Source organism: Citrobacter sp. FDAARGOS_156 (assembly GCF_001559235.2).
In the GTDB taxonomy this organism is placed as follows: Bacteria; Pseudomonadota; Gammaproteobacteria; order Enterobacterales; family Enterobacteriaceae; genus Citrobacter; species Citrobacter youngae.
In genome coordinates, this window is sequence record NZ_CP014030.2 from 1,266,839 (window position 1) to 1,290,697 (window position 23,859).

The 23,859-nt window shown below is 49.4% G+C and carries 25 protein-coding genes; 11 read left to right on the top strand and 14 right to left on the bottom strand.

The window, feature by feature from the left end:
• Positions 1–34 precede the first annotated feature (34 nt).
• Genes AL515_RS06165 through AL515_RS06195 form a run of 7 tightly spaced genes read right to left on the bottom strand, consistent with a single transcriptional unit; the run spans position 35 to position 6,290 of the window.
• Complete coding sequence (locus AL515_RS06165; protein ID WP_061067299.1) at positions 35–2,128, bottom strand: flagellar biosynthesis protein FlhA; 2,094 nt, start codon at positions 2,126–2,128, stop codon at positions 35–37.
• Positions 2,112–3,251: a flagellar biosynthesis protein FlhB gene (flhB, locus tag AL515_RS06170; protein WP_061067300.1), complete on the bottom strand. Its 1,140-nt coding sequence runs from the start codon at positions 3,249–3,251 to the stop codon at positions 2,112–2,114. The genes AL515_RS06165 and flhB overlap by 17 nt, the downstream gene beginning before the upstream one ends.
• On the bottom strand, positions 3,241–4,023 hold the full coding sequence (fliR, locus tag AL515_RS06175) for a flagellar biosynthetic protein FliR (protein WP_061067301.1): 783 nt from the start codon (positions 4,021–4,023) through the stop codon (positions 3,241–3,243). Before fliR ends, flhB begins: the two co-directional genes overlap by 11 nt.
• A 1-nt stretch (position 4,024) precedes the next feature.
• Positions 4,025–4,297, bottom strand: a complete 273-nt coding sequence (locus tag AL515_RS06180; protein WP_003838859.1) for a flagellar biosynthetic protein FliQ — start codon at positions 4,295–4,297, stop codon at positions 4,025–4,027.
• A 10-nt stretch (positions 4,298–4,307) separates the two neighbouring features.
• Positions 4,308–5,066: a flagellar type III secretion system pore protein FliP gene (gene fliP / locus AL515_RS06185; RefSeq protein ID WP_061067302.1), complete on the bottom strand. Its 759-nt coding sequence runs from the start codon at positions 5,064–5,066 to the stop codon at positions 4,308–4,310.
• Positions 5,063–5,434: a FliM/FliN family flagellar motor switch protein gene (locus AL515_RS06190; protein WP_061067303.1), complete on the bottom strand. Its 372-nt coding sequence runs from the start codon at positions 5,432–5,434 to the stop codon at positions 5,063–5,065. The genes fliP and AL515_RS06190 overlap by 4 nt, the downstream gene beginning before the upstream one ends.
• Entirely contained in the window at positions 5,427–6,290 is an 864-nt protein-coding gene (locus AL515_RS06195) for a FliM/FliN family flagellar motor switch protein (RefSeq protein WP_061067304.1), read from the bottom strand. The genes AL515_RS06190 and AL515_RS06195 overlap by 8 nt, the downstream gene beginning before the upstream one ends.
• A gap of 593 nt (positions 6,291–6,883) precedes the next feature.
• Between AL515_RS06195 and AL515_RS06200 the strand changes: the two genes are divergently transcribed.
• The 10 genes from AL515_RS06200 to AL515_RS06245 are packed head-to-tail and all read left to right on the top strand — an operon-like array spanning position 6,884 to position 15,614.
• Positions 6,884–7,870 (top strand): sigma-54 interaction domain-containing protein, encoded by a 987-nt coding sequence (locus AL515_RS06200; protein WP_061067305.1) that lies wholly within the window; start codon positions 6,884–6,886, stop codon positions 7,868–7,870.
• A 47-nt stretch (positions 7,871–7,917) separates the two neighbouring features.
• On the top strand, positions 7,918–8,280 hold the full coding sequence (locus tag AL515_RS06205) for a flagellar hook-basal body complex protein FliE (RefSeq protein ID WP_016149599.1): 363 nt from the start codon (positions 7,918–7,920) through the stop codon (positions 8,278–8,280).
• A 4-nt stretch (positions 8,281–8,284) separates the two neighbouring features.
• On the top strand, positions 8,285–9,964 hold the full coding sequence (gene fliF / locus AL515_RS06210) for a flagellar basal-body MS-ring/collar protein FliF (RefSeq protein WP_061067306.1): 1,680 nt from the start codon (positions 8,285–8,287) through the stop codon (positions 9,962–9,964).
• Positions 9,942–10,958: a flagellar motor switch protein FliG gene (locus AL515_RS06215; protein ID WP_061067307.1), complete on the top strand. Its 1,017-nt coding sequence runs from the start codon at positions 9,942–9,944 to the stop codon at positions 10,956–10,958. The genes fliF and AL515_RS06215 overlap by 23 nt, the downstream gene beginning before the upstream one ends.
• Before the next feature lie 3 nt (positions 10,959–10,961).
• A complete protein-coding gene (gene fliH, locus AL515_RS06220) occupies positions 10,962–11,672 on the top strand; it encodes a flagellar assembly protein FliH (protein ID WP_061067308.1) in 711 nt (236 codons plus the stop codon).
• Complete coding sequence (fliI, locus tag AL515_RS06225; protein ID WP_061067309.1) at positions 11,665–13,005, top strand: flagellar protein export ATPase FliI; 1,341 nt, start codon at positions 11,665–11,667, stop codon at positions 13,003–13,005. Before fliH ends, fliI begins: the two co-directional genes overlap by 8 nt.
• A 2-nt stretch (positions 13,006–13,007) precedes the next feature.
• On the top strand, positions 13,008–13,451 hold the full coding sequence (fliJ, locus tag AL515_RS06230) for a flagellar export protein FliJ (RefSeq protein ID WP_061067310.1): 444 nt from the start codon (positions 13,008–13,010) through the stop codon (positions 13,449–13,451).
• Entirely contained in the window at positions 13,448–13,846 is a 399-nt protein-coding gene (locus AL515_RS06235) for an adenylyltransferase/cytidyltransferase family protein (RefSeq protein ID WP_061067311.1), read from the top strand. Before fliJ ends, AL515_RS06235 begins: the two co-directional genes overlap by 4 nt.
• A gap of 12 nt (positions 13,847–13,858) precedes the next feature.
• Positions 13,859–14,518 carry an acyltransferase gene (locus AL515_RS06240; protein WP_061067312.1) on the top strand — a complete coding sequence of 220 codons (660 nt, stop codon included), beginning with the start codon at positions 13,859–13,861 and terminating at the stop codon, positions 14,516–14,518.
• On the top strand, positions 14,469–15,614 hold the full coding sequence (locus tag AL515_RS06245; protein ID WP_192575274.1) for a polysaccharide pyruvyl transferase family protein: 1,146 nt from the start codon (positions 14,469–14,471) through the stop codon (positions 15,612–15,614). The genes AL515_RS06240 and AL515_RS06245 overlap by 50 nt, the downstream gene beginning before the upstream one ends.
• A 73-nt stretch (positions 15,615–15,687) precedes the next feature.
• Here AL515_RS06245 and AL515_RS06250 read toward each other — a convergent pair whose 3' ends face one another.
• The 7 genes from AL515_RS06250 to flgA all read right to left on the bottom strand — a co-directional run bounded on the left by AL515_RS06250 (position 15,688) and on the right by flgA (position 23,374).
• Positions 15,688–16,857 carry a hypothetical protein gene (locus AL515_RS06250; protein WP_061067314.1) on the bottom strand — a complete coding sequence of 390 codons (1,170 nt, stop codon included), beginning with the start codon at positions 16,855–16,857 and terminating at the stop codon, positions 15,688–15,690.
• A 56-nt stretch (positions 16,858–16,913) separates the two neighbouring features.
• Positions 16,914–18,107, bottom strand: coding sequence for a CDP-glycerol glycerophosphotransferase family protein (locus AL515_RS06255; protein ID WP_061067315.1), 1,194 nt, complete (start codon positions 18,105–18,107; stop codon positions 16,914–16,916).
• A 28-nt stretch (positions 18,108–18,135) separates the two neighbouring features.
• The gene (locus AL515_RS06260; protein ID WP_061067316.1) at positions 18,136–20,697 is read right to left on the bottom strand and encodes a glycosyltransferase; all 2,562 of its coding nucleotides are present in this window, start codon (positions 20,695–20,697) and stop codon (positions 18,136–18,138) included.
• 56 nt (positions 20,698–20,753) lie between these two features.
• On the bottom strand, positions 20,754–21,698 hold the full coding sequence (locus AL515_RS06265) for a hypothetical protein (protein WP_061067317.1): 945 nt from the start codon (positions 21,696–21,698) through the stop codon (positions 20,754–20,756).
• Between the two features lie 134 nt (positions 21,699–21,832).
• Positions 21,833–22,261, bottom strand: a complete 429-nt coding sequence (gene flgN, locus AL515_RS06270; protein WP_061067318.1) for a flagellar protein FlgN — start codon at positions 22,259–22,261, stop codon at positions 21,833–21,835.
• Between the two features lie 12 nt (positions 22,262–22,273).
• Positions 22,274–22,561: a flagellar biosynthesis anti-sigma factor FlgM gene (gene flgM, locus AL515_RS06275; protein ID WP_061067319.1), complete on the bottom strand. Its 288-nt coding sequence runs from the start codon at positions 22,559–22,561 to the stop codon at positions 22,274–22,276.
• 96 nt (positions 22,562–22,657) lie between these two features.
• Positions 22,658–23,374 (bottom strand): flagellar basal body P-ring formation chaperone FlgA, encoded by a 717-nt coding sequence (gene flgA, locus AL515_RS06280; protein ID WP_061067320.1) that lies wholly within the window; start codon positions 23,372–23,374, stop codon positions 22,658–22,660.
• Between the two features lie 136 nt (positions 23,375–23,510).
• Here flgA and flgB point away from each other — a divergent pair, with 136 nt between their 5' ends.
• Positions 23,511–23,858 (top strand): flagellar basal body rod protein FlgB, encoded by a 348-nt coding sequence (gene flgB / locus AL515_RS06285; RefSeq protein WP_016151840.1) that lies wholly within the window; start codon positions 23,511–23,513, stop codon positions 23,856–23,858.
• Position 23,859 lies beyond the last annotated feature (1 nt).

Below are 23,859 nucleotides of genomic sequence, written 5' to 3' on the forward strand. Positions count from 1 at the left end.
TAAGGCGGTGCGAATGGCACCGCCTTGCCACGGGTTAACTCAGCGCCCCCATGATTTTTAATTCCAGCTCATCCGGAACTTCGTTATAAGACAGTACCTGCAAACCCGGTGCAAACAGGCGGGCATAACGCGCGAGCAGAGGACGAAGCTGCGGTGCGACCAGCAGCACAGGTTCTTTTCCCGCCGCTTTCATCTGTTCTTTAATCTGCGGCATATTGGTCTGGAACTGATTGAGCATATTCGGATCGACCGGTACGCTATCGAGCACTACTTTGCCGCTTTGCTGCGCCTGATTCACCACATTCGCCAGCAGATTCTCCAGTTCACTGTTCAGCGTATATACGGCCAGCTCATCTTTGCGTACAAACGGGTGGGTAATACTGCGACGAAGCGCCAGACGCACATCGGCCGTTAACAGAATATGATCTTTGGTGACGGCGCTACTGGCGACCAGGACGGTGGCAATGGTGACGATATCGCGCAGCGGCACGCCTTCAACCAGCAGTGCCCGGTAAACCTTCAATAGCTGGCTGTAATTCAGCGCTGCGCTCAGATCTTCCGCCAGGCGAGGTGCCATTGAAGAGAGGCGGTTATGCAGTTGCGTAATATCATCGTAGTTAAACAGGTCGGGAATATAGCTGCGAATGACCTTATTCACATGCGTCGCAATAACGCTGGCGCTATCGATAACCTGGTACCCCATATTTAACGCTTTGGCTTTTTGCGCCGGGACAATCCACGTGACCGGCATACCGTAGGCCGGATCGTGGCCTAAAACACCATCGATCTCACCGTAGGTTTCACTGGAGGGCAGTGCCATCAGCTTATCTGAGGGAATATCGGCCTCATCAGCCTTGATCCCATTGATAAAAATGGCGTACTGGGTCGGTTTCAGACGGAAGTTTTCGCGGATGCGAATTTCCGGCAGCAGCACGCCGTTGGTGTCTGAGATAACCTGTCGCACGCCGCGAATACGTTGAGTGAGCGGATTCCCTTTGGACTTGTCCACCAACGCCACGAGTTTGTACCCCAGGCTCAGGCTGATTGGCTCAATTAAGGGGATGGTTTCCCAACTGACCTGTTGCTCGGTGGTTTCAACGATGGTTTTGGTCAGCGTCTCAAGATTTTTTTCTTCGGTCTCCGCCACCTTCGGGCGCTTGCTCATACGCCAGGCGGTAAACCCCAGCAGGGCGCTGAATACCAGGAACGGGAAATGCGGCATTCCCGGTACCACTGCCAGGACAAACATGATGCTGGTGGCGGTATAAAGTACGGAGGGGCTTGCCAGCAATTGGCTACGAACGTCGGTGGCGATATCGCCGCTGTCGCTCACGCGAGTAACGATAATTGCCGCCGCCGTCGACAGCAGCAGAGAGGGGATCTGGGCGACCAGGCCGTCACCGATGGTCATCAGGACATATTGCTGGAAGGCGGCTTCAGCGCTTAAATCGTATTTAAAAATACCGATACAGACCCCGCCGATCAGGTTGATGGCCAGAATCATCATCCCGGCGATGGCATCACCGCGCACGAACTTCGACGCGCCGTCCATTGCGCCATAGAAATCCGCTTCGCCCGCCACATCTTTACGTCGGGCCTGCGCCTGGGCCTGATTAATCAGCCCCGCGTTCAGATCGGCGTCGATCGCCATCTGCTTGCCGGGCATGGCGTCCAGCGTAAAGCGGGCCGAAACTTCGGAGATACGCTCGGCACCCTTGGTCACCACGATAAAGTTGATGATCATCAGGATGATGAACACCACAAAACCGACGACAAAGTTACCGCCGATCACCACCTGACCGAAGGACTCAATCACCTTACCGGCAGCGCCTGCGCCCATATGCCCATGCAGCAACACCACGCGCGTTGACGCCACGTTCAGCGTCAAGCGCATCAGGGTGGTTATCAGCAATATAGTCGGGAACAGACTGAATTCGAGCGGGCGTTTCGCGGAAACGGCCACCAGCAGCACCATCACCGCCAGCACGATGTTAAAGGTGAACAGAATATCCAGCAGGGCCGGTGGCAATGGCAGGATCACCATCGCCAGGATACACAGTATGACCAGCGGAATGCCGATGTTACCGTTACGCAGCAGCGCGAGGAATTGTTTAGTTGTTTTCGGCATCCAGTTTAAGAACCTCTTTTGGAATGGAAATATGTCTGTTCAGCGAAGGCCGTGCCTGGGAACCATCACGCCAGTGCTTCATTTGCAGTACATAGGTCAGGACGTGTGCTATCGCCCGATAAAGTTGAAATGGGATCTGTTGATTGACCTGGGTGGTGTAATAAACCGAGCGCGCCAGCTTAGGAAATTCAACAATTTCAATGTTGTTCTCCGTCGCCACCTGACGGATATACAGCGCGATTTCATCGGTGCCTTTGGCGACCACGAAAGGCGCGGCGGCACGCGACTGGTCGTACTGTAGCGCCACGGCATAGTGGGTCGGGTTGACGATCACCACATCGGCTTTTGGCACAACCTTGCGAATTTGCCCCATCGCCATTTGCCGTTGCAGGCGGCGGATCCTGGCCCGTACTTCCGGTTTACCTTCCTGATTTTTATACTCTTCCTTCACTTCCTGTTTGGTCATCTTCAACCCTTTGGTGAACATTTTCTTCGCCAGCGGCACATCAATCAGCGCGAAAAAAACAAACAGGATGACGAAGTTGCACATGATGCTGCTGTACAACGCCAGGCCATCGCTGATGGCCTGTTTGAAATGCAACTCTTGCAACCCCAGAAAGGCGGCAACGTTATTGCGTACGCTAATCCACAGCATCACCAGCAGAACAATCGCTTTGAGCGTCATCTTGCCGGTATCTACCAGATGGTCGCTTGAAAACAGGCGGCCAATCCCTTTGAGCGGGCTTAACTTGCTAAAGTCCGGCAAAATTTTCTTCGGCAGGAACAGCCACCCGCCGGGCACCAGCGAGGCAAACAGCGCGGCAACCGGCATGGGTAACAGCGTCAGAATGAACTTGCCTAAAATCAGCAGATGATGTTCGAGAAACTGGCCGATGATGTCCGGGTCATTAATGTTCTGCGCATACTGATGAACGCTGATAAAGCTTTCTCGGACAAAATCTTCATACCACGGGAAGCTGCTGGAAATCACCATAAACGCGGCAAACAGACTGGCGGCAAGCCCCATATCTTTGGAACGTGGAATCTGTCCCTCTTCTCTGGCTTTGCGAAGTTTTTGCGCCGAGGGTTTTTCTGTTTTTTCTTCGCTGCTGCTATCCGCCATAGTGTCCCTTTAGCGCGTCAAGCTGTTGTAAGACGAAGTTCGCCAGGTGCAAATAGTGATCGGGCAGATTGTAAAGCAGGGTCGCAAAGCAGATCAGGCCCGCCAGCATGTTGATGGGAAAGCCCAACGAGTACAGGTTGAGCGGCGGTGCAATGCGGTTTAGCAGGCCAAAGCAGCCCTGGACAATCAGCATAATAAAGGTCGTCGGCAGAGCCAGCAGGGTAGCTGCGGCAAACACCCAACCCAGCGCCAGGGAAATGGTGCGCAGAGATTGCGGATGCAGCGCATTGCCAATCGGCCAGTAGGTAAATCCTTTGAATAAAATGCTCACCAACAGCAAATGCCCGTCCATGGCAAAGAACAGGATCACCGCATAGATGTTGATGATTTCCGCCAGTACCGTTGTTGACGCGCCGCTGCTGGGGTCGTTCATCACCGCCATGCTCATCCCCATGTTGAAAGAGAGGATCTGGCCCGCCAGCTGCAGCGCTAAAAATAAAAACTGCAGCATCAGGCCGAAAAGCATGCCCCACAGAAACTGCTCTGCGGTCAAAATAACGCTGTTGATCGACAGCAGGCTGTCAGGGACCGGATGGGGGATAAGCGGCGTAATGATGAAGGCCAACGCCAGGGATAAAATAATGCGTATCCGCACCGTTAGCGCGGCGTTATCCAGTACCGGGGCGTAGTGAATAAACGCCATAATGCGCACGAACGGAAACCACATGCCCAGTATCAGGTTACTTAACTGTGTGACGTCTGTTTCGCGCATGTCAGTGCACCAGAATGGCGGCCTGAGTGAACAGATGCACGCAGAGATCGCTCAACTGGACGATCATCCATTTTCCACATATACCCAATACCGCGAGGGTGACGATAAGCCTGGGCAAAAAGCTCAGCGTTTGTTCGTTAATTTGCGTGACGGCCTGAAAAATGCTGACCAGCATCCCCACCAGCAGGCTGGGAACGACCAGCACGCAGACCAAAATGATCACGACTTTTATACCGCTGGCGACAATATCTGCGGCTACATCAATGGTTAACATGTCTTCTCCGTTAGCCCAGTCCGAGACCACGAATGCTGGAGGTTAGTGTGCCGACGGTCAGCGCCCAGCCATCAATTAGCACAAACAGCATCAGCTTAAAGGGCAGGGAAACGATCAGCGGCGACAGCATCATCATCCCCATCGCCATCAGCACGCTGGCGACGATCAGGTCGATCACCAGGAACGGAATGTAAATCATGAAGCCTATCTGGAAGGCGGTTTTGAGTTCGCTCAGTACATACGCCGGGACGACAATGGAGAGATCCTGATCGGCGGCATTACCTTTCGCGTTGGCGATCGTCATGATCTGCGCAATCGCTTTTTTGTTAGTCTGCGCCAGCATAAAGCGCTTCAATGGCGAGGCGGCGGTGCTTAGTGCGTCAGGGAGCGTAATTTGATCGTTTTCAAACGGCACAACCGCGTGGTCGTAAATGTTGATCCAGATTGGACGCATCACCAACATGGTTAACGACAGCGCAATGCCAATCAGTATGCGGTTCGGCGGCGTTTGCTGCAGGCCCAACGCCTGACGTAGCAGAGAAAGAACAATAATAAATCGCGTAAAGCAGGTCATCATCAGTACCAGAGTAGGCAGAATGCCCACCAGGGTCATCAGGATCAGGACCTGGATTTTTACGCTGTACTCCTGGCTATTTCCGTGTGAAATCACATTCAGCAACGGGATATCTCCCCCTTGCGCGCAGGCAAAGGGAGAAAGGATGAGTAACGAGAAACCCAGTATAAGCGTGAGTGTTGGTGCGCGTTTCATGGTGCCAGGTCGTTGATTTCATGCGTGTTGAATTCAAGGACGCGCAGGCCATATTTTTCATTGACCACCACCACTTCAGCTTTACCTAACAGGATATTGTTGACCTTAATATCCAGCGGTTCACCGGCGAGCTTGTCCATCTCAATGACGGTGTCGTCATCAATGTTCAGCAGATCGGACAGCATCACCTCCACGGAGGACACTTCCAGCGTGAGCGTGACCGGTATACGTTTCAGTAGTGACATCGACTCGGAAAAACGGTCTTCTAAACGTGACACCAGCGTCTCTGTCACAGATGGTGCGGGGGATGTGGTCGCTTCGGGGGCTAACTCGAAGCCTTGCTCTAAAATATCTTCTGGCTTACTCATAGGATTTCTCCGTCTTGCTCGTGAATTCGGACAAAAACAGTTTGTCTTTGTCCTCGACGATCAGGGCATTAAATAATTCGGATTTCCCGATATAAACAGGGAAAGTATCAGGCATCGCAATAGGTAAAATATCCCCGGGTTTAATTGTCGTCAGGTCGGCAACATTGAGGGGGATTTCTGCAATTTTCACGTTCATGGTCAGCGGCAGCGTATGGATAATTTCTTTGATCAGCGTTTTTTTACGCGTCTCAGCGCTGGCTTTATCAATCTGCTTTTTCTTTTCGCCGTGCTCGCTATGGCGGATTAAATTCAGAATGTAATCGGTATGGGAATCGTCCAGTAAGATGCGGAAACTGCAATTCTCCTCATCACCTAAAACGAATGTAAGCTGATATGCCCAATGTGTTTGTATGGTACTGCTGTCAGGTTTGAGCGTTAGCGGAATGCCAGATATATTTTTATTAAAAATAATATTGCTCACATCCAGCGCCAGCCGGCTTCTCAGCCGGGTTTCTGTTTTTGTTGGTAAATTATTTTCTGACTTTTCGTCGGCAAGTGATGAAGTCAGACCATAAAAGTTACCTAATAGCATTAACAATAGCGCGCGATCAATATCAAAGGCCAAATGCCCAACCTGCGAGACTAATAACTCAGCGCTTTTATTGATAACATCCATCTCACAGTGTATTTTTCTGAGTGTTATATTTGTGCGATGTTTTTTTAGGAAATAGTTTCCAAGATGTGATTCAATTGTATCAAAATTACCCGTAAACATAGTCGGCAGACGATGATATGGACGTCCAAGCCGGTTACCTTCAAGTTTAAAGATCCCGGGCGTTTGACTATATTTCAGCATGGTGCACTTTCTCAGCTGTAATTTCTGGGGCGGATGAGTTGATATCGAATTCCGCGGTTATCAAAGAAAATACAAATCCATTTAATTTATGGTTCATCCTTGACGCTATTCTCATATTGTTAAAGTCCATTAAGTATGAAATGCGGTACCTACTCACGTCTATGAAGTAGGGCTGGATATTAGATATTTTACCCCTGGGCTCTGCAAGTTATTAATGGTGTCAGGTTATAATTAAAAAATAATTAATTGCATACATGTGATGTATCCATCTAACAGTCTTGCCTTGCTAAGGCATGTTCAATACACCTTTTTTATGTCAAAAATCACATAAGCTGTTGTTTTATATGAAATAATATTTTTATTATCTTTTAATTTAAGATTGTTAATAGCGCCAGTGTTAGTATTTTTTTAGGAAAAACCCTATTTGAAAATAGTCTTCGATAGGGCTGCCCTTTGAAAGGGCGGTAAAACATGAGCAAGGATGGGATTAAGACATGGCACGGGCGATATCTATTATTCGATGATTGTGCTTTGGAATAATTTGTATATTTCTCGTAACGGATGTTAACTTTACTTCTAAGTGTAAAATAATCATGTTTGAACTTATTGCCGAAGCAGCCTCCAGTATCAATGTTTTTTCAATGGCAAAGCGTATTGCTGCGTTTAATGTTCCAGTGCTTATCCACGGTGAAACCGGTACTGGTAAAGAATGTATCGCTAAATTTATCCATTCAATTGCATTCGCGCAGGAGCCTCAGGCACCTTATATTGGGGTGAACTGTGCCGCCATTCCTGAGAATATGCTCGAAGCCACGTTGTTTGGTTATGATAAAGGTGCATTCACCGGAGCGGTGGCTACCGTGCCGGGAAAAATGGAATTAGCCAATAACGGCACTTTATTGCTGGATGAGATCGGCGATATGCCTTTAGCGCTTCAGGCTAAAATATTACGTGTATTGCAGGAGCAACAGGTTGAGCGCTTAGGCAGTAACCGTACAATCAAACTGAACTTCCGTTTAATTGCCTGTACCAATAAGAATCTTGAAGAAGAGGTGGCCGCAGGACGCTTCAGAGAAGATCTCTATTATCGCATGTCCGTTATTCCGCTGACGATGCCGCCGCTGCGCGAGCGCATGGAAGACATTATTCCGCTGGCGGAGTCTTTTATCAAAAAATACTCCACGGTGTTGGTTAAAAATATCAAGCTTTCTGAATCGTCACGCCGGGCATTACTCAGCTACGGATGGCCGGGTAACGTGCGTCAGCTCGAGAATGCTATACAACGGGGAATGATCCTGAATCGTGATGGCGTCATTTATCCCGATACTTTAGGTCTGCCATCCATTGAATATGATTCCTGGAGCGAGCCGCAATGGCAGCCAAAGCCCAGTATGCCAGTAACGACCAGCGATAATCTGGGTCAGCATGGCCGTAGCGCACAATATCAATATATCGCTGACCTGATGCGTAAATATCAGGGCAATAAAACCAAAATTGCTGATTTATTAGGCATTACCCCACGCGCGCTTCGTTATCGTCTGGCGTCAATGCGAAAGCAGGGAATCGAGATTTTTTCCTGAATCAGTCTGTGGTACCGAGAACGCTTTTTTAATTTTAAGAGTAGGTCATGAGCATAAATACGATAGCCCCAGCCAGTACGATGCAGACGCAGATGATGCAGGACATGCAGCAGATGAAAGCGGTCGCACAGGCGCCCGTCCTTTCACCGATGCAGATTAACGCAGTGGGTGCACAGTCTGCATCATCTCCGGTCTCATTCGATCGTGTGATGCAGGGCGCGCTCAACCATGTTGATCAATTTCAGCAGGTTGCAGAGCAAAAACAAACGGCCATTGAGATGGGGAAAAGCGATGACCTGGCGGGGGCCATGATTGCCAGTCAGCAGGCATCATTATCGTTTTCTGCGCTGGTACAGGTCAGAAATAAAGTTGCTTCCGGATTCAACGACCTGATGAGCATGTCAGTCTAACGCTATGAATGAATTAATAAAAAAACTCACTCAGTTTTTACCCTCGTTCTCTTTCAAACTCGATGGTAATAAACGCCTGGCGTTACTGGCGGCGGCAGCTCTTGCAGCGACCGCCATTATTGTTAGCGTGCTGTGGAATAGTAACCACGGCTATGTTTCGCTGTACGGTAGTCAGGAAAATCTCCCGGTTTCGCAAATCGTCACCGTACTGGATGGTGAAAAACTGGAATACCGTATTGACCCGCAAAGCGGGCAAATTCTGGTTCCGGAAGACGCGCTGTCGAAAACGCGGATGACGCTGGCGGCGAAAGGTGTGCAGGCCATGCTGCCCAGCGGCTACGAGCTGATGGATAAAGACGAAGTGCTGGGTGCCAGTCAGTTTGTGCAAAACGTCCGTTACAAGCGGAGTCTGGAAGGCGAACTGGCGCAGAGTATCATGACGCTGGATGCCGTTGAGAGCGCCCGCGTGCATCTGGCGCTGAATGAAGAGAGTTCATTTGTCGTCAGCGACGAGCCGCAAAACAGCGCCTCGGTGGTGGTGCGTCTGCATTACGGCAGCAAGCTGGATATGGACCAGGTGAATGCCATTGTGCATCTGGTGTCTGGCAGCGTGCCCAATCTGAATGCGTCGAAGGTCAGCGTTGTCGACCAGGCGGGGAATTTACTCTCTGAAGGTATTGGCGCGGGAGAAGCCGTCTCTGCAGCGACGCGTAAGCGCGACCAGATCCTCAAAGATATTCAGGATAAGACCCGCGCCAGCCTTGCCAATGTCCTCGACTCGCTGGTCGGAACCGGTAATTACCGGGTGAGCGTGATGCCGGATCTCGATCTGAGCAATATCGACGAAACCCAGGAGCATTACGGCGATACGCCGAAGGTGAATCGTGAAGAAACGGTACTCGATAGCGACACCAACCAGATCGCCATGGGGATCCCCGGCTCGCTGAGCAATCGTCCTCCGCTGGCACCAAACCAGGTGGGAAATGGCGCTACCGCGACGACGCCTGAGGAGTCTCGCCAGCCAGCCGCGCTGTCAAAGCATAGCGAGAACAAGCGCGACTACTCGTGGGATCGTAGCGTTGAGCATATCCAGCATCCTGGTTTTGACATTAAGCGTTTAAATGTGGCCGTGGTGCTTAATCAGAGCGCGCCTGCACTGAAGAGCTGGAAACCGGAACAAACTACGCAATTGACGGCGCTGTTGAATAACGCCGCCGGGATTGATGCAAAGCGTGGCGACAATCTGTCGTTATCGCTGCTCAATTTTGTCCCGCAGTCGATCCCTGTCGAGCCTCAGCTCCCGTTGTGGAAGGATGACAGCGTTCTGGCCTGGGTACGTTTAATTGGCTGCGGTCTGCTGGCGTTGCTGTTGCTGCTGTTTGTTGTACGCCCGGTTATGAAGCGTTTGACCGCCGAACGTCGCCGCACCACAGCACCCGAGCTGGCGCTGGACACCACACCGATGGCGATCCCTGCGGATACGCCCCATTTTGCGGCTGCTGAAGACGAACGCAAAAATATCGAACTGCCTTCTTTCCCTGGTGACGACAGCCTGCCTTCGCAGAGTTCTGGTCTGGAAGTGAAGCTGGAGTTCCTGCAAAAACTGGCGATGAGCGACACCGATCGCGTAGCTGAAGTTCTCAGACAATGGATTACCAGCAATGAGCGAATTGACAATAAATAACGGCAATAACAACAGCTACCTGGAACAGGCCGCAATTTTATTGCTGTGTCTGGGCGAGGAGGCGGCAGCCACGGTGATGCAAAAGCTCAGCCGCGAAGAGGTGGTTCGCCTGAGTGAAAACATGGCGCGTCTTTCTGGCGTGAAAACCAGTATGGCGAAAAAAGTGATTAATAACTTTTTTGATGAGTTCCGTGAGCAGAGTGGCATCAACGGCGCCTCGCGTTCTATGTTGCAAGGGATCCTCAATAAGGCGCTGGGAACAGAAATCGCCAGCAGCGTGATCAACGGCATTTACGGCGATGAGATCCGCTCGCGGATGGCGCGTTTGCAGTGGGTGGAACCGCGTCAGTTGGCGATTCTGATCTCAGAAGAGCATTTGCAATTGCAGGCTGTCTTCCTTGCCTTCCTGACGCCGGAGATCTCTGCCACGGTACTGTCTTACATGACTGAGTCAGTGCAAAACGAGATCCTCTATCGGGTTGCCAAGCTCAACGATGTGAACCGCGACGTTGTGGATGAGCTGGATCGTCTGATCGAACGTGGGTTGTCGGTGCTGTCTGAACATGGTTCAAAAGTGAAAGGCATCAAGCAGGCCGCAGATATCGTGAACCGTTTCCAGGGTAACCAACAGGTGATCCTCGATCAGCTACGTGAACGCGATGAAGACGTTCTGGAGCAACTGCAGGATGAAATGTATGACTTCTTTATTCTGAGCCGCCAAAGCGACGAAGTGCGCCGTCGTCTGCTCGACGAAGTGCCGATGGAAGACTGGGCGGTGGCGCTGAAAGGTACCGAAGCGCTGTTGCGTCGTTCGATTTATGCCGTGATGCCTAAGCGTCAGGTACAACAGCTGGAGGCGATAACGTCGCGCCTGGGGCCGGTTCCGGTGAGTCGTATTGAACAAATTCGCCGTGAAATCATGGGGATTGCTCGCGAGCTTGAGGAAGCGGGTGAAATTCAGCTACAGCTGTTTGCTGAACAGACGGCGGAGTAACACATGGCGATTGAAACCATTCGCGGTCGTTATCGATTACACCGCTTTCCCCCTCGCCAGCGCCATTTGCAGACTGAACAGCTTACGCCGGGGATCACACCGGCGGATTATCAGCGCCAGTTGATGGACGGCTTCCAGGAAGGTCTGCAAAAAGGCTTTGAACAGGGGATGACGGAAGGCCAGGAGCAGGGCTTTCAGGAAGGTCATCTGAAGGGGCACGATGAAGGCCGTCGTCAGGGATACACTGAAGGCAGCCTGGCCGGGCAGCAGGAAGGGCGCAAGCAATTCGAGCAGGCAGCCCAACCGCTGGAGGCCATCTCCGGCAAAGTGAATGACTACCTGGCGCACGTTCAACGTAAACAGCGGGAAGACCTGTTGCAGCTGGTGGAAAAGGTCACTCGTCAGGTGATTCGTTGCGAGCTGGCGCTGCAACCGACGCAGCTATTGTCGCTGGTTGAAGAGGCTATTTCGGCCTTTCCGGCGATGCCTGAGTCGCTACAGGTTCTGCTGAGCAACGAAGAGTTTAACCGCATTAAAGATGCCGCCCCTGACAAGGTCGTTGAATGGGGGCTGACCCCATCCGCCGACCTGCAGGCGGGCGAGTGTCGGGTGATCACCGATAAATCCGAACTGGATATTGGCTGCGAGCATCGGCTCGACCAATGCATGTCGGCGCTGAAAGAGTCACTTCTGCCGGAGCCAACGGGTGAGTGATCTTTCCAGATTTGACCACGCGCTGCGTTCCATTGAGTCGATCCCTTTAGCCCGGGTTGCCGGGCGACTGGTGCGCGTGAACGGCATTTTGCTGGAGAGCGTGGGCTGTCCGCTGGTGACCGGCCAACTGTGCCGTGTCGAAAGCGCCAACCATACGTTAATCGACGCGCAGGCGGTGGGGTTTAACCGAGATATCACCTACCTGATGCCCTTTAAGCACCCCGTGGGACTGATGGCCGGCGCGCGCGTTTTCCCCGAAGAAAAGGCCCAGGAGATCCTGATAGGCGAAAGCTGGCTGGGGAGGGTGGTCAATGGCCTTGGCGAGCCGCTGGATGCCAAAGGGCGTCTGACGGGCAATGATGTGCTGCCGCCGCAAGCACCTTCCATCAACCCCCTTACGCGTCGGTCGGTGAATCAACCGCTGGATGTCGGCGTTAAAGCCATCAACGGTCTGCTCACCATCGGTAAAGGCCAGCGTGTGGGCTTGATGGCTGGCAGCGGCGTGGGGAAAAGCGTGTTGTTGGGGATGATCACCCGCCAGACCAAGGCCGATATCGTGGTGGTGGGGTTAATTGGCGAGCGTGGTCGCGAGGTGAAGGAGTTTATTGACCACTCGCTGGGCGCGGAAGGCCTGGCAAAATCCATTATTGTGGCGGCCCCGGCGGATGAGTCGCCGTTGATGCGTTTGAAAGCCACCGAACTTTGCCACTCTATCGCCGCCTGGTTTCGCGATCGCGGGCATCACGTTTTACTGCTGGTGGATTCGTTAACCCGCTATGCCATGGCGCAGCGTGAGATTGCGCTATCGCTGGGTGAACCTCCGGCAACGAAAGGCTACCCGCCGTCGGCGTTTGGCATGATCCCCAAGCTAGTGGAAAGCGCGGGCAACAGCGAAAGCGAAGGGTCAATGACCGCCATTTACACGGTGCTGGCGGAAGGGGACGATCAGCAGGATCCGATCGTCGACTGCGCGCGCGCGGTGCTGGACGGGCACATCGTGTTGACCCGTAAGCTGGCGGAAGCCGGACATTATCCAGCCATTGATATTGGGCAGTCGATCAGTCGCTGCATGACCCAGGTTGCGCCCAATGAGCACCAGCAGTCCGCTCGGCTGCTGAAACAAAACTATGCCGCTTATATGGAAATTAAGCCGCTGATCCCGTTGGGGGGATATGTTGCAGGGGCCGATCCCAGCGTGGATAAGGCCGTCAAAGTGTTTCCCGCCATTGAGCGTTTTCTGCGCCAGGAAGTCAGTGAACCCGCCTCGCTGGAGCTGGTGCAAAGCCGCTTACAGGCCCTTTTCCCGGTGGCAAAGAAAGCGGAAGGTAAATAATCATGCGACAAATTATCGATACCCTGGCGCAGTTGCAGCGCCTGCGGGATAAAACAGTCAAAGACATGACGGTACAGCTGGCTAAACAGCAGCAGGTTTGCATCGGCTTTGACAATAACATCAAAGCGCTGGGCTACCTGATTCAAAAAACCGGCACCGGCGTTGAAACGCCTTCTGTTGAATCACTCAAAAATGTGACCGGCTATAAAGGCACGTTACGCACAGTTATTGCCTGGCAAGAGCAGGAGAAAACGCTGGCAAAAATTAAAGAGCAGCGTATTCAGAAAAACCTCGTCGCGGCGGCCTGTGAAGAAAAAATTGTTGCCATGACGCTTGATGATAAACGCGATGAACTGAGCAATGAGGCGCTGGTAAAAGAACAAAAAGCCGTCGATGAGATAGCCGCGCAGTGTTGGCTAAGACAAAAGACGCTGGGGCTGGTATGAAAACGATCATTACGTTCGGCACATTTGATGTTTTTCATATTGGGCATCTGCGTATTCTTGAACGTGCCGGGCAGTTGGGGGAGCGGCTGATCGTGGGCGTATCTTCAGATGCGCTAAATATGCAAAAAAAAGGCCGGATGCCGGTTTACAGCCAAAACGATCGTATGGGGATTGTTGCCGGGCTGAAATGCGTGGACGGCGTGTTTCTCGAAGAGTCGCTGGAGAAAAAAGCGGATTATATTCGCCAGTTCAGCGCCGATACGCTGGTGATGGGCGATGACTGGGCTGGGCGCTTTGATAGTTTGTCGTACCTGTGCGAGGTGGTCTATTTCCCCAGAACGCCATCGATATCCACCACCTCGATTATCGAGGTGGTTAAAAGTATTAATTTTTAGAGGACATAGATAATGGTACAGGATCGGGACCAAAATGGTAATGTCATATATTACCGTGGCGTGGTTAACCATCGTGTAAATGTACAGTTTGTAGGCAATAATAATACTCTGTTGATTCATAACGAGGCTAAAGAACTAAGCGGAAGTGTCAAGTTTTATGGTGACTTCGGATATTTCTCTCTTGGGGCAATGTCCTCTTTTCGTGGACAGGTAATTGTTGGTGATAAGTGTAGGGTCAATATTGGTAACAAGACTACAGTGACCAAAAACTGTTTCATTAATACAGCGGAAGAAACGGATGTCATCATTGGTGATGATTGTATGATTGCATCAGATACGATATTAAGAACCCATGACTCACATCCTATTTTTGATATTGTCACGCAAACCAGAATCAATATTGCGCAATCGATTATTATTGGTAATCACGTTTGGCTCGGCGATCAAGTTATTGTACTGGGTGGTGCCAGGGTTGAAGATGGCAGTATCATAGGCATTCGAGGATTAGTAACAGGAATAATTACTAATAACAGTATTGCTGCTGGTGTTCCCGCCAGGGTAATAAGAAAAGATATCGCCTGGGAGAGACCTAATCTTAATAGAACAAAGTTGAATGTTCTTCATGATGCCAGTGAAATTGAATGTAGTGATTATTGGAATAAAACTAAATAGTAATGCTGGTTGTTTAAAATTGTGGTCTGAGGATGGTTATGAGTCAGAACGTATTTTTATCAATGATACTGAAGATGTTTATCATTGGGGGGGTAATGGGACCTCGTTGCAAATAAAAGAACAATTAACTCGCATAGGGGTAAAGAATATTTTTTCTTTGCCCGTTTACACCATTCCATTGTTACCCCATATCCCAGCAAAAGTGAGTGATATTGGCACCCGAGAAGAATTCATTCAACATTTGGCACCTATCGCGAATGCTATGAATGCCAGTGATTTTATTGTAGTAAATGGTGAATGGACGATACATGACTTTAAGCCAGGGGTCAGGGCATTACTTTTTTTGATCATCGCAGCAAAAAAATTCTTCAATAAGAGAGTTTATCTTATTAACCACTCTTGTTATCCTAATTCTACAGATGAGAACATTCTCAACTATTATAAAGAAGCCTATCGGTCCTGCGAGTTTATTGCGGCCAGAGAAAGTCTGTCTTGTTTAATTATTCGAATGGTATTAGGTGTCTCTTGTGCCGAGTCTTTTGATAGTTTACCGCTGACAATCAAAAAAATTCAGCATGATATTCCAGAAAGATTAATTGCTGATGATTATGTTTGTATCTCTGGTGCGGTTAATTATAATTTATTAAAGACTGACTTTATTGTTGCTAAAATAAAGAAAAATTATCCAAATCATAAAATTATCTATTTAACAGGTTCGAAAAAAGAAGGCATTCATAAGAAAGAACAAGCGGTAATAAGTCACTATTTGGAAAAATTCCCGGAGATAGTCGACTTTGATGCTAAAGCGCTTGAAGATTGGCTGTCTATTATCAAACACAGCGCGGTGCTCATTTCTGGACGATATCACTACACGATTGCTGGCGCGTGCTTTGGGACACCAATGGTCTATTTTTCGTCAAACACACCTAAAATAGAAGCGATTGCCTATGATAATGGGCTGCCACCCGTTGTTGCCACTGAGGCAGAGTACAACGAGCGGCTGGATTCATTGCACAAGATACATTGGCACAGTAAATTAGATTTATTATGTAAAAAAGCAGAGGAAAACTATAACTGGCCAGATGTTAAACCCTGAAAGGCCCTCGATGGGTCTCTAATATATGCCCTGACATACTTTTAGGGACCCGTTTCGGTAGCAACAGTATTTGCTAGTCAAGCCACCCGCCAACGAGATTTCTGTTGATGACTTTCTCCTTTATAAGCCCATTAAGTACCGGGTTCTTTAATGATTCGGTGGTTGTGTCAGCATCTCCTATAATATGCCGGAATGTGTCTGGTGCCATCGTGAATAGCAGCGTGCTGAAAGTACAGATGATTGCCGATGGTGTTAAACCTATCACCGGTAAAATTTCAAACGGAATATGGTTAGGCAAAGTGTAGATATTATCGCTGGAAAATGCGGAAATTATCCTTGCTCTGTTCTCAGGAGAATTAATTGGGTGGGCTTTGAAAATAATCTTATCATCGGGCTTGATGATCCCTGCCGATCTCATCTTTTGAATCTTTGTTATTTGTTTCTCTGTAATAGCATCATCTTTCTGACGGTTAAAGTATCCGGCCCCCATGTACAATAAGCTATTTTTTTGCTTGATTTCTTTCTTTACTTCATTGATGGTAGTGTTTGTTAAGTTCAACAGTGAGAGGCAAAATGCTAGCTGTTTAGGTTTGAGCGTTTTGATATCTGCGGTCGCTAATACTGTCGTATTTTTTTGTATCGATCTCTGAAAAGGTGAAGATGAACTCCATTTTTGTTGGTACTGATCCATTAAATGATAGGTGACATCAAAAAAATTATGCCACAGGTAATTCATCAATAGTGGCCAGGATTCTCTTAGATAGCCAGAGAAAGGGTTTAACTCATTTTGCAGGATCATTTGTAAATATTTAGCATGAACTCTGCTGACTTCTGGGAATGCATTGCTATGTATTTCACTGAGTTGTAATCGCTCACCAATGCTGCGTATACCATCATCATATAAATGTATTTTTATCTGTTCTTTTTTTATTATCTTAGAGATGAATGCAATAACGGGATAAAGTTCGACGTTTGTATGTACAATGTTTGAGTGAACTTCAACCACTTTGGGCTGAACGCGTTGAATGACATTGACTATTTTTGCTGTAAAGTCGGGTGTGACAGCATACTCCTGCTTAATGTAGTAAGCATTAGTACCTTTTAGCTGGAATGGCGTCAATTCATTACGATACCAGCATATAATTTTGAGAATGTTGGGGTCGGATGCACATTCTGCAAAGTCCAGCATCTGAGGGATAACGGGTACAGAGGCGGATGAGAGATATATCTTTAAAGTATCCATGTGTTAGTACCTGATCGCAGTTATATCGTTGCTATATTCTTTACTTTGCATTTTTACTAAGCGATGTCTTTAAGTATATCTATAATTATGGATTCCAGTTTTTGGCAGGCATTAATATTATCAGACGGATATAAATTGGCTGCGGCCTGCTCTCTGTCTTTTACTTGCTCATCCTTGAATAGTGCTTGATGCAACATACTGATAATGTTATCCCGAGTAAATTTATAGCGAAAGTTACTTTCTATTGGCAACAGAGAATAATTAGGTTCGAAATTAGCGTGTTCACCCGGTGCGATATCCAGTGTTAACACTGGCTTTTTAGTTAACAGGAAATCAAACATGATAGATGAATAATCTGTTATCAACGCATCAAATTTATTGAGGAACGGATAGACGTCCGTATCGGCATCAATAAAATAGAAATTATTAATCTTTAGTGCGTTGCTGTCAAAGTTAACAGCCCGATATGGATGCGTCTTTATAAATACGTCTATGTTATTTTTACTGGTATATTGAAGGATTTGCGTAAGCATTTCTCGACTTAAGAGATCGGTGCTGTTGAATCGTTGCCAGGTTGGAGCAATAAAAATCCTCTTCCTTTTGCTGGCAAGACCTTTCATTGTTCTGGCGTCAAGTTTTGCGCCGAGTAACTCTAATGGCGTAATATTGCGTAGTAATACCTCATTCCGAGGATAGGATGCGTTGATAATATTATTGCAACCAAATACTTCTCGCCAGTAAGGATTTAACACCTCTGCAGTACTTAATACGTAATCCGCACGGGAGGCCCAGGCTAAAGATCTGCCAAAATCAGGAATGGTCATGCTAAAATAGGGTGTTAATTGTAATAATAAGTTTTTAACCGAAATGCCATGCCATAACTGAATATGTTTTGCCCCCTCCAGACATGCAAAGTATGACCAATTTTTATGTAGACTGTGATGCGGATTAACGCAGAAAATAGCTATCTGGGTTTCTAATAATAAATTTATGGTTTCATCATTGTTTTTACCTAACAGATGCACTGGTAAATGATGCTTTTGCAACATATCATAAACTACTTCATTCCATGTACACCATATGCATTCTAGCTGAGTATTTTTCACCATATGCAGATATAAGTATTTAGTATTATCAGCAAAGGCATCACGATCAAAAAACAGGATTCTTTTTTTATTTTTGATCTTTTTTCGTGAAGTCTGCGCCAATACCTGGTAGAGCTGATGATCTACAGCGGGAGAATTATTCATATACTCTTTGATACCTTTTAATTGATGATCAACTAAACAGTTTTTTCTGCAGACTGCGTAGCAACGTATTGGTTATTAGCGACTGTGGCGCTTTTACCAGGCTATCAATCTCCTGCGCCGCCCGTTTCCCCGCCTGACCATCCATAAACGCATCACAATAATGGTGACGAATTTCGGCTAACGGTGCTTCCAGTGCAGTCCAGTCAAATGCGTCAGACAGCGCGCTGCGCAACGCCTGTATATCCTGGGCTACCGGGAGAACGTCGCGGATACGTTGATCGGCGCTGTCTGGGGTCGAGAAACTTTGTTGGCCATCCAGCAGCGAGGTCATCTCTGGCCAGCTCAGTAAAATGACGCGTTTATTCATATGAATGGCATCAAAAATAAAGCCGCTGCTGTCCGTCAGGACGTAATCTGCCTGTGCCATAAGCGCCAGCAGGTGCTGCGGATCGTCAATTCTGTTTTTTAAATAGCGTTGCGCCAGCGCCAGCGAGGCGGCTTCTTCCGGCCTGTGCAGGGTGCCATGATGCAGTTTGGTGACGACATTGTATTCATGGCTTAATCGACTGAGCTGTTGTGCCCAATGGGGGAGCGAGCTTAGCGCGCCATAGGTTGGCGCGTACAGGATGGTCTGCTTTTTCGCATTCAGCTTCACGCTTTTTGGTAGTGCGGTATCGTAAGTATGGTTATGCCATTCATCGAAACGGGGATTGCCTACCACTTTGGCGCTGCCGCCAATATCAACCGCGTGCTGGCTATAGTGGCTGTAGCAGAGAATGCGATGATAAAAGGCATTCCACCAGGCATGATTCCACTCTTCTTTCGCCAGTCCATACATTGTCCGCACATGGGTATCCGCCAGCCCGTTCAGCAACGGCGTGTAATATGGGCTGACAAGGCATTTGAAACGCTGACGTTTCTCAATCACCACAGAAAGACGTGTTCCACCCAACAGGGGATCGTTAATGGTTTTAATTGTTGCGGTCATTTCATCCAGAAACGACGCGTGTATTTTGTCACTGACCAATAGCGAGCAGGAATGCCCCATCGCCTGTAGCGCGGTTATGATCGGGCGATAAACCGCGTAATGCAGCGACGTTTCCATATAGAAGCCAATGGCATCTGTCAGAGTGGAGGCCGAAGGAAACTGTGTTTCGGCCAGAGCGTTGACGGTATCTGGTTTCTTATTGATTTTATTGAAATAGTAGCCGATGTTATCGGTTTCTATTTTCTCGATATCGCTATAACCCGCGCGCTGATAGCAGATGCTCGGATAGCAGGAGAGCCATTTCCCGTCACGTAGCAGCGACTGCCATTGTCCTTCGAGAGTATCGGAGAGGTCATTCTCCATTTGCTGAGCGAGCGTCGGGTAATAACCGCAGTTGACCAGATAGGCGCAAACCTTATTGCAGTCGCGGGCGTGGATCATACCCTGGAGGCTTTTGAGTTCGCTGCCTTGTTGAATCTCCCCGCCAAGGATAACCACTTCCCACGGAAAATTAGGCAGTGCGCTCAGGAGCGAATTGAGTACCCGAATATGCTTTTCCTGCTTCAGGATCACGCTATCGTCTTCGAGTAACAGGTAATTTTTCCAGCCCTGAAGCTGCGCCAGGCGCAGCGCCTGCATATGGGACTGACGGCGCCCAATCTGGCCGTTAGTGGCTACTGATGCGGCAAGGCGGGTGACCTTTTCCGTCGGGAAATTGAGAAATGCCAGCTCTTGCTGGATATGCGCTAAACGATCCGGACGTGAGTCCAGATTCACGATCACCACCTGATCGATGTAATCCCACTGAATCGGCTGATGATGGGTGGCGTTATGCAGGCTCTGATACCAGTTTTTCAGCATCGGGTCGGTAATCGCCTGCGCCAGAGGGGTTTCCAGTGGCTCGCTGCTGCCCAACACAAAGTCTTTATCGAATGTATTTTGGCTGTGTGAGATACAAATAATGGTGCGCTCACCGGGTAATTGCAGCGGGTTCGCGGTGAATTTATTGGTGAACCCTTCTTCTTCTCCTAAATTGCATTCATCAACGTAGCGATGCTTTTTCAAATAATTACGATGGTAACAGAAAGTGCCGTTGAGAATGTTTTGCGGGCCAAAGCTGCGTGTTCTGAATATCCGGTTGATGTGGCTGTACCAGATAGGGATCTGATCGGAACCTGAAATCAGCGCCCGGTGGCGCTGCATCATGTCGATGGCGTAAGAGATTTTGTCAGCCGGATAATAGTCATCATCATCCATACAGAGAATATACTCACCTACCGCCAGCGCATTGAGCATATTGCGCTTTTTCCCCAGATCGAGTTTTTCCGGGTGGTAGATATAACGAATATTAAATTTCTCCGGGTGATTCTGCGTCAGCCGGTCAATGATCGACTGATTACTTTGCGGGGAATCATCGAGGATCACCAGCTCCCGCCGGTCGGCAGGGTAGTCCTGATAACGGAACATATACAGCAGATAAGGTAAAAATGTGGCACGGTTCCACGTTGGCGTGATAACGCTGACAAACGGTTTTTCGCGACCAGTGTCGAGCGTTTTAACAATGCCGGGCAAGGCGGGTCGTGCTTTAGAGGATTCAGACATGGTGATGTGTATTCGCGATTCGAAAAAGGGCCGGGCATTCACCCGGCCAACAGGCACTAACGTGTTATCAGGGAAAATGCTGAGAGCAGAGGGTCTCCCGGCAGCATGTCCAGAATATGCTGGCGCAACGAATGGGCATTCTCGCCGTTGCGCCACGTTTCAAACAGCGCGAAGAGGGCGTAAATATCGTCATGGCTCAGCGCAGAATCATCCATTGTCCACAGGCAAAACAGGGTGCGAAGAATAAAGACGTCAGCCACCAGCCCGAAGAAGCGCTGCAGCACGCTTTCGCTCTCGTGCTGCGGGAATGTATCGTGATACAGGCGATAAATCAGGTAGTTACTGAATATCCATGCCTCCTGAGCAAAGTAGCGCTCATACGTGTTTAGCCATTGAGTCTGCAACTGTTGCTGAAGCATGGCTTCACTGTTCGCATCTTGCAGCATCAACAGGCTGACCTGCAGGGGTAAGGTCAGCTTACGAGTGCTTTCTGGCAACAGATCCCAGTTGAACTCACAACTGCCCATTTGGGTGATCAGCTCGCGCTGCAACTGGGGCAGGCTGGGCAGTTGCGCGAACTGATCCTGCAGTTTTCCGCTTTGCGCATGGTCGGCCAGCACCTGCGGCAGCGAGGCCAGTTTCGCCAGCGTAGAGTCGCTACTGCCAGGGCATTTTTCGGAAAAAGAGAGCATGATGCCCAGCGCGTACAGGCGAAGCTCTGGCGATAACCCCGGCAGGGTGATGGTATGCAGAGCAGATTGATTCAATACCTGATCGCGTGGTGATAACGCCGGGCTGTCGACATCAGCCGCACATTGCGTGGTATGTAAGACAAAGGCATTGGGATCGCCTAAGGCTGCCTGACAGCTGGCCGGATCGGTTAAGGCCAGACTCTGACGCACTTCCGTTTTCCAGCGCATGTTAATCCGTAACGCGGAATCCGGATGGCGGGATAAAAACAACCGGACAAAGTCAGGTTCATAACAATCAATCATACTCATAATCTGTTCTCAGCAATCCCAATATTCAAAATCTGGCTATGTCATTGCAATATCCATGCCTGAATTGTAATTTCATTTATATCAATTGGTTAGACGAGGCGCGGAAAGCGGGTTTCCGCGTCAGGGAAGGACGTTTAGCGCTGGTAAATAAAATCGGGTTCAGTGCCTAAAAAAGCCTGGATAAACTCATACTGGCGGATCAGCAGATCGCCGTTTTTTTCGTTATACGCCTTGCAGCGTTTCGCTTTTTGCTCAAGGCTTTGCCACCAGCCCTCTGCGGCACTTTTCTGTACCCCAGGCAGCCAGCTAAAGACCTGTTCTATCCCTGCGCGATCGACGCTTACGCCCAGCAGTTGCAGAATAGAACGGCGCTGCTGGCTGCTGTTTTGCAACTGCTCATAATGCTGCTGAATAAGATCATTGACGGTCAGCAGCTCTTCACTGGCGCGACGGATCATACACAGACGTTGTTGTTCCAACTGGTGTCTGAGCGCGTCATACCGCGTCCCATCTTCACGGATGCCCTGAAGCAGCGTTTTCACCTGCTGTAGCCTGGTACTCACTGTTTTGGCCTCTTATTTCTGGAAAAAGCTGAGCATGTCGCCAGCCAGTTGCTGGGTATCAACCTGCATGTCGCCTGCGGCCAGCATGGCCTGCATTTGCGCCACTTTGTCGTAATTAACGTCACTTTGCGTATCGCTGTTCAGCGTTTGCTGCGCCGTTTGCAATCCCGCCTGCGTAATATCGTCGGCGGAAAGCGTCGTGGCGCTGGGCGCGCTGGTCTGTGTGTTGCTCTTATCTGAACGCGCCTGTTCGGTGGTTGATGCTGGGCGATTGCCAGGCAGAGTCGGGGTAATTTTCATAGCAACCTCGTACATATTTCGTTGGGTTGGTTATCTGTTATTGGCTAAAAGCGACGGCAATAGCGGAAAACTTTAATCCCACCACAAAAAATCCCTTCACTGCTCGGCCGTTAGCGTGGTGACCACGCCGGTATCGTCCACCACGCCGCTGATTATCCGCTGGCTGCTGCTGTTACGAATTTTTATCACATCCCCTTTACGGCCATTCTTCAACGCCACGCCAGGCATCGAGGCGGTAATGCCAGCCATATGCGAGACGATCATCACCGGCTGGTCGCGTTTAACCAGCAAAGGCTGGACCAGTTCGCTACGTGTAATTGGTTTTCCGGGTTGCAGGGCGCGCTTGCTGGTGAGGCCAATCGCCTCGTCCATATTGGTCATTAACCCTTCGCGCTGGTTGCTGATATTGAATTTTTTAAGCAGCAGGTCATCGGCGGTAATCACCGTATCGCGGGCAATCAGCGACTTTGGCATTACCACCGGGACTGACACATCGGGGCGCACCGCTACGTTGTACTGCCAGCCCGCGCTGCCGGGACAACTCACCACAAAGTTCATTCGCGTCAGAGCCATCTCCGTGGAAGAGTTAGCGGTGATTTGCGGGGCCGCCGCGCAGAGCGCGCTGGTGCTCACGGCAGAGGGAATATAGATATTGAACGTGTAGCGATAGTCCTGCCACTGCTGTTTGTTCGCCAGCGCGTCGATTTCATGACCGGCGGCAGTCAGGACCAGCGCGTTGATCTGTTCCCGGGCACTGTGCTGAATGGGGTGGAGGGCGGCATGCAGAGGTAAGGCACAGCATAAAGCCAGCATTATTTCCGCAGCAAGGAGGAAAGAAGACTTCCCTCTGTGAATGGGCAGTTTCATAAAATCATTTCTCATCAACCACTTAAAAGTTGGCATGGTTATTGCTAATAACAGCGATATCTACGCAGGAGTGATGCAAGAAATGGGAATCAGTTTTCAGCAGGCATTGGGTGTACATCCGCAGGCAGTGAAGTTACGTCTTGAGAGGACCGAGCTACTGACTGCGAATCTGGCAAACGTCGATACACCAAATTTCAAAGCTAAAGATATTGATTTTGCCGCTGAGATGCAACGGGCAAGTCGCACAAATGTTTTGCCTGAGGCTGACGTGAAATACCGGGTGCCGATGCAGCCCTCAGAGGATGGCAATACCGTAGAGCTGAATACCGAGCAGGCCCGGTTTTCGCAAAATAGTATGGATTATCAAAGCAGTCTGACTTTTTTGAATCTGCAACTTAGCGGCATCAAAGAAGCCATCGAAGGAAAATAAC

Excerpts from the sequence above, each read along its gene's own strand:
- flgA (WP_061067320.1), bottom strand. The coding sequence starts at position 23,374 with ATGCTGGCTTTATGCTGTGCCTTACCTCTGCATGCCGCCCTCCACCCC.
- fliR (WP_061067301.1), bottom strand. The coding sequence starts at position 4,023 with ATGCGCGAAACAGACGTCACACAGTTAAGTAACCTGATACTGGGCATG.
- AL515_RS06260 (WP_061067316.1), bottom strand. The coding sequence starts at position 20,697 with ATGTCTGAATCCTCTAAAGCACGACCCGCCTTGCCCGGCATTGTTAAA.
- AL515_RS06265 (WP_061067317.1), bottom strand. The coding sequence starts at position 21,698 with ATGAGTATGATTGATTGTTATGAACCTGACTTTGTCCGGTTGTTTTTA.
- AL515_RS06195 (WP_061067304.1), bottom strand. The coding sequence starts at position 6,290 with ATGCTGAAATATAGTCAAACGCCCGGGATCTTTAAACTTGAAGGTAAC.
- AL515_RS06250 (WP_061067314.1), bottom strand. The coding sequence starts at position 16,857 with ATGGATACTTTAAAGATATATCTCTCATCCGCCTCTGTACCCGTTATC.
- AL515_RS06235 (WP_061067311.1), top strand. The coding sequence starts at position 13,448 with ATGAAAACGATCATTACGTTCGGCACATTTGATGTTTTTCATATTGGG.
- AL515_RS06205 (WP_016149599.1), top strand. The coding sequence starts at position 7,918 with ATGAGCATAAATACGATAGCCCCAGCCAGTACGATGCAGACGCAGATG.
- fliP (WP_061067302.1), bottom strand. The coding sequence starts at position 5,066 with ATGAAACGCGCACCAACACTCACGCTTATACTGGGTTTCTCGTTACTC.
- AL515_RS06190 (WP_061067303.1), bottom strand. The coding sequence starts at position 5,434 with ATGAGTAAGCCAGAAGATATTTTAGAGCAAGGCTTCGAGTTAGCCCCC.
- AL515_RS06255 (WP_061067315.1), bottom strand. The coding sequence starts at position 18,107 with ATGAATAATTCTCCCGCTGTAGATCATCAGCTCTACCAGGTATTGGCG.
- fliH (WP_061067308.1), top strand. The coding sequence starts at position 10,962 with ATGGCGATTGAAACCATTCGCGGTCGTTATCGATTACACCGCTTTCCC.
- AL515_RS06200 (WP_061067305.1), top strand. The coding sequence starts at position 6,884 with ATGTTTGAACTTATTGCCGAAGCAGCCTCCAGTATCAATGTTTTTTCA.
- AL515_RS06240 (WP_061067312.1), top strand. The coding sequence starts at position 13,859 with ATGGTACAGGATCGGGACCAAAATGGTAATGTCATATATTACCGTGGC.
- AL515_RS06215 (WP_061067307.1), top strand. The coding sequence starts at position 9,942 with ATGAGCGAATTGACAATAAATAACGGCAATAACAACAGCTACCTGGAA.
- AL515_RS06165 (WP_061067299.1), bottom strand. The coding sequence starts at position 2,128 with ATGCCGAAAACAACTAAACAATTCCTCGCGCTGCTGCGTAACGGTAAC.
- AL515_RS06180 (WP_003838859.1), bottom strand. The coding sequence starts at position 4,297 with ATGTTAACCATTGATGTAGCCGCAGATATTGTCGCCAGCGGTATAAAA.
- fliJ (WP_061067310.1), top strand. The coding sequence starts at position 13,008 with ATGCGACAAATTATCGATACCCTGGCGCAGTTGCAGCGCCTGCGGGAT.
- flgM (WP_061067319.1), bottom strand. The coding sequence starts at position 22,561 with ATGAAAATTACCCCGACTCTGCCTGGCAATCGCCCAGCATCAACCACC.
- flgB (WP_016151840.1), top strand. The coding sequence starts at position 23,511 with ATGGGAATCAGTTTTCAGCAGGCATTGGGTGTACATCCGCAGGCAGTG.
- flhB (WP_061067300.1), bottom strand. The coding sequence starts at position 3,251 with ATGGCGGATAGCAGCAGCGAAGAAAAAACAGAAAAACCCTCGGCGCAA.
- fliF (WP_061067306.1), top strand. The coding sequence starts at position 8,285 with ATGAATGAATTAATAAAAAAACTCACTCAGTTTTTACCCTCGTTCTCT.
- AL515_RS06245 (WP_192575274.1), top strand. The coding sequence starts at position 14,469 with ATGATGCCAGTGAAATTGAATGTAGTGATTATTGGAATAAAACTAAAT.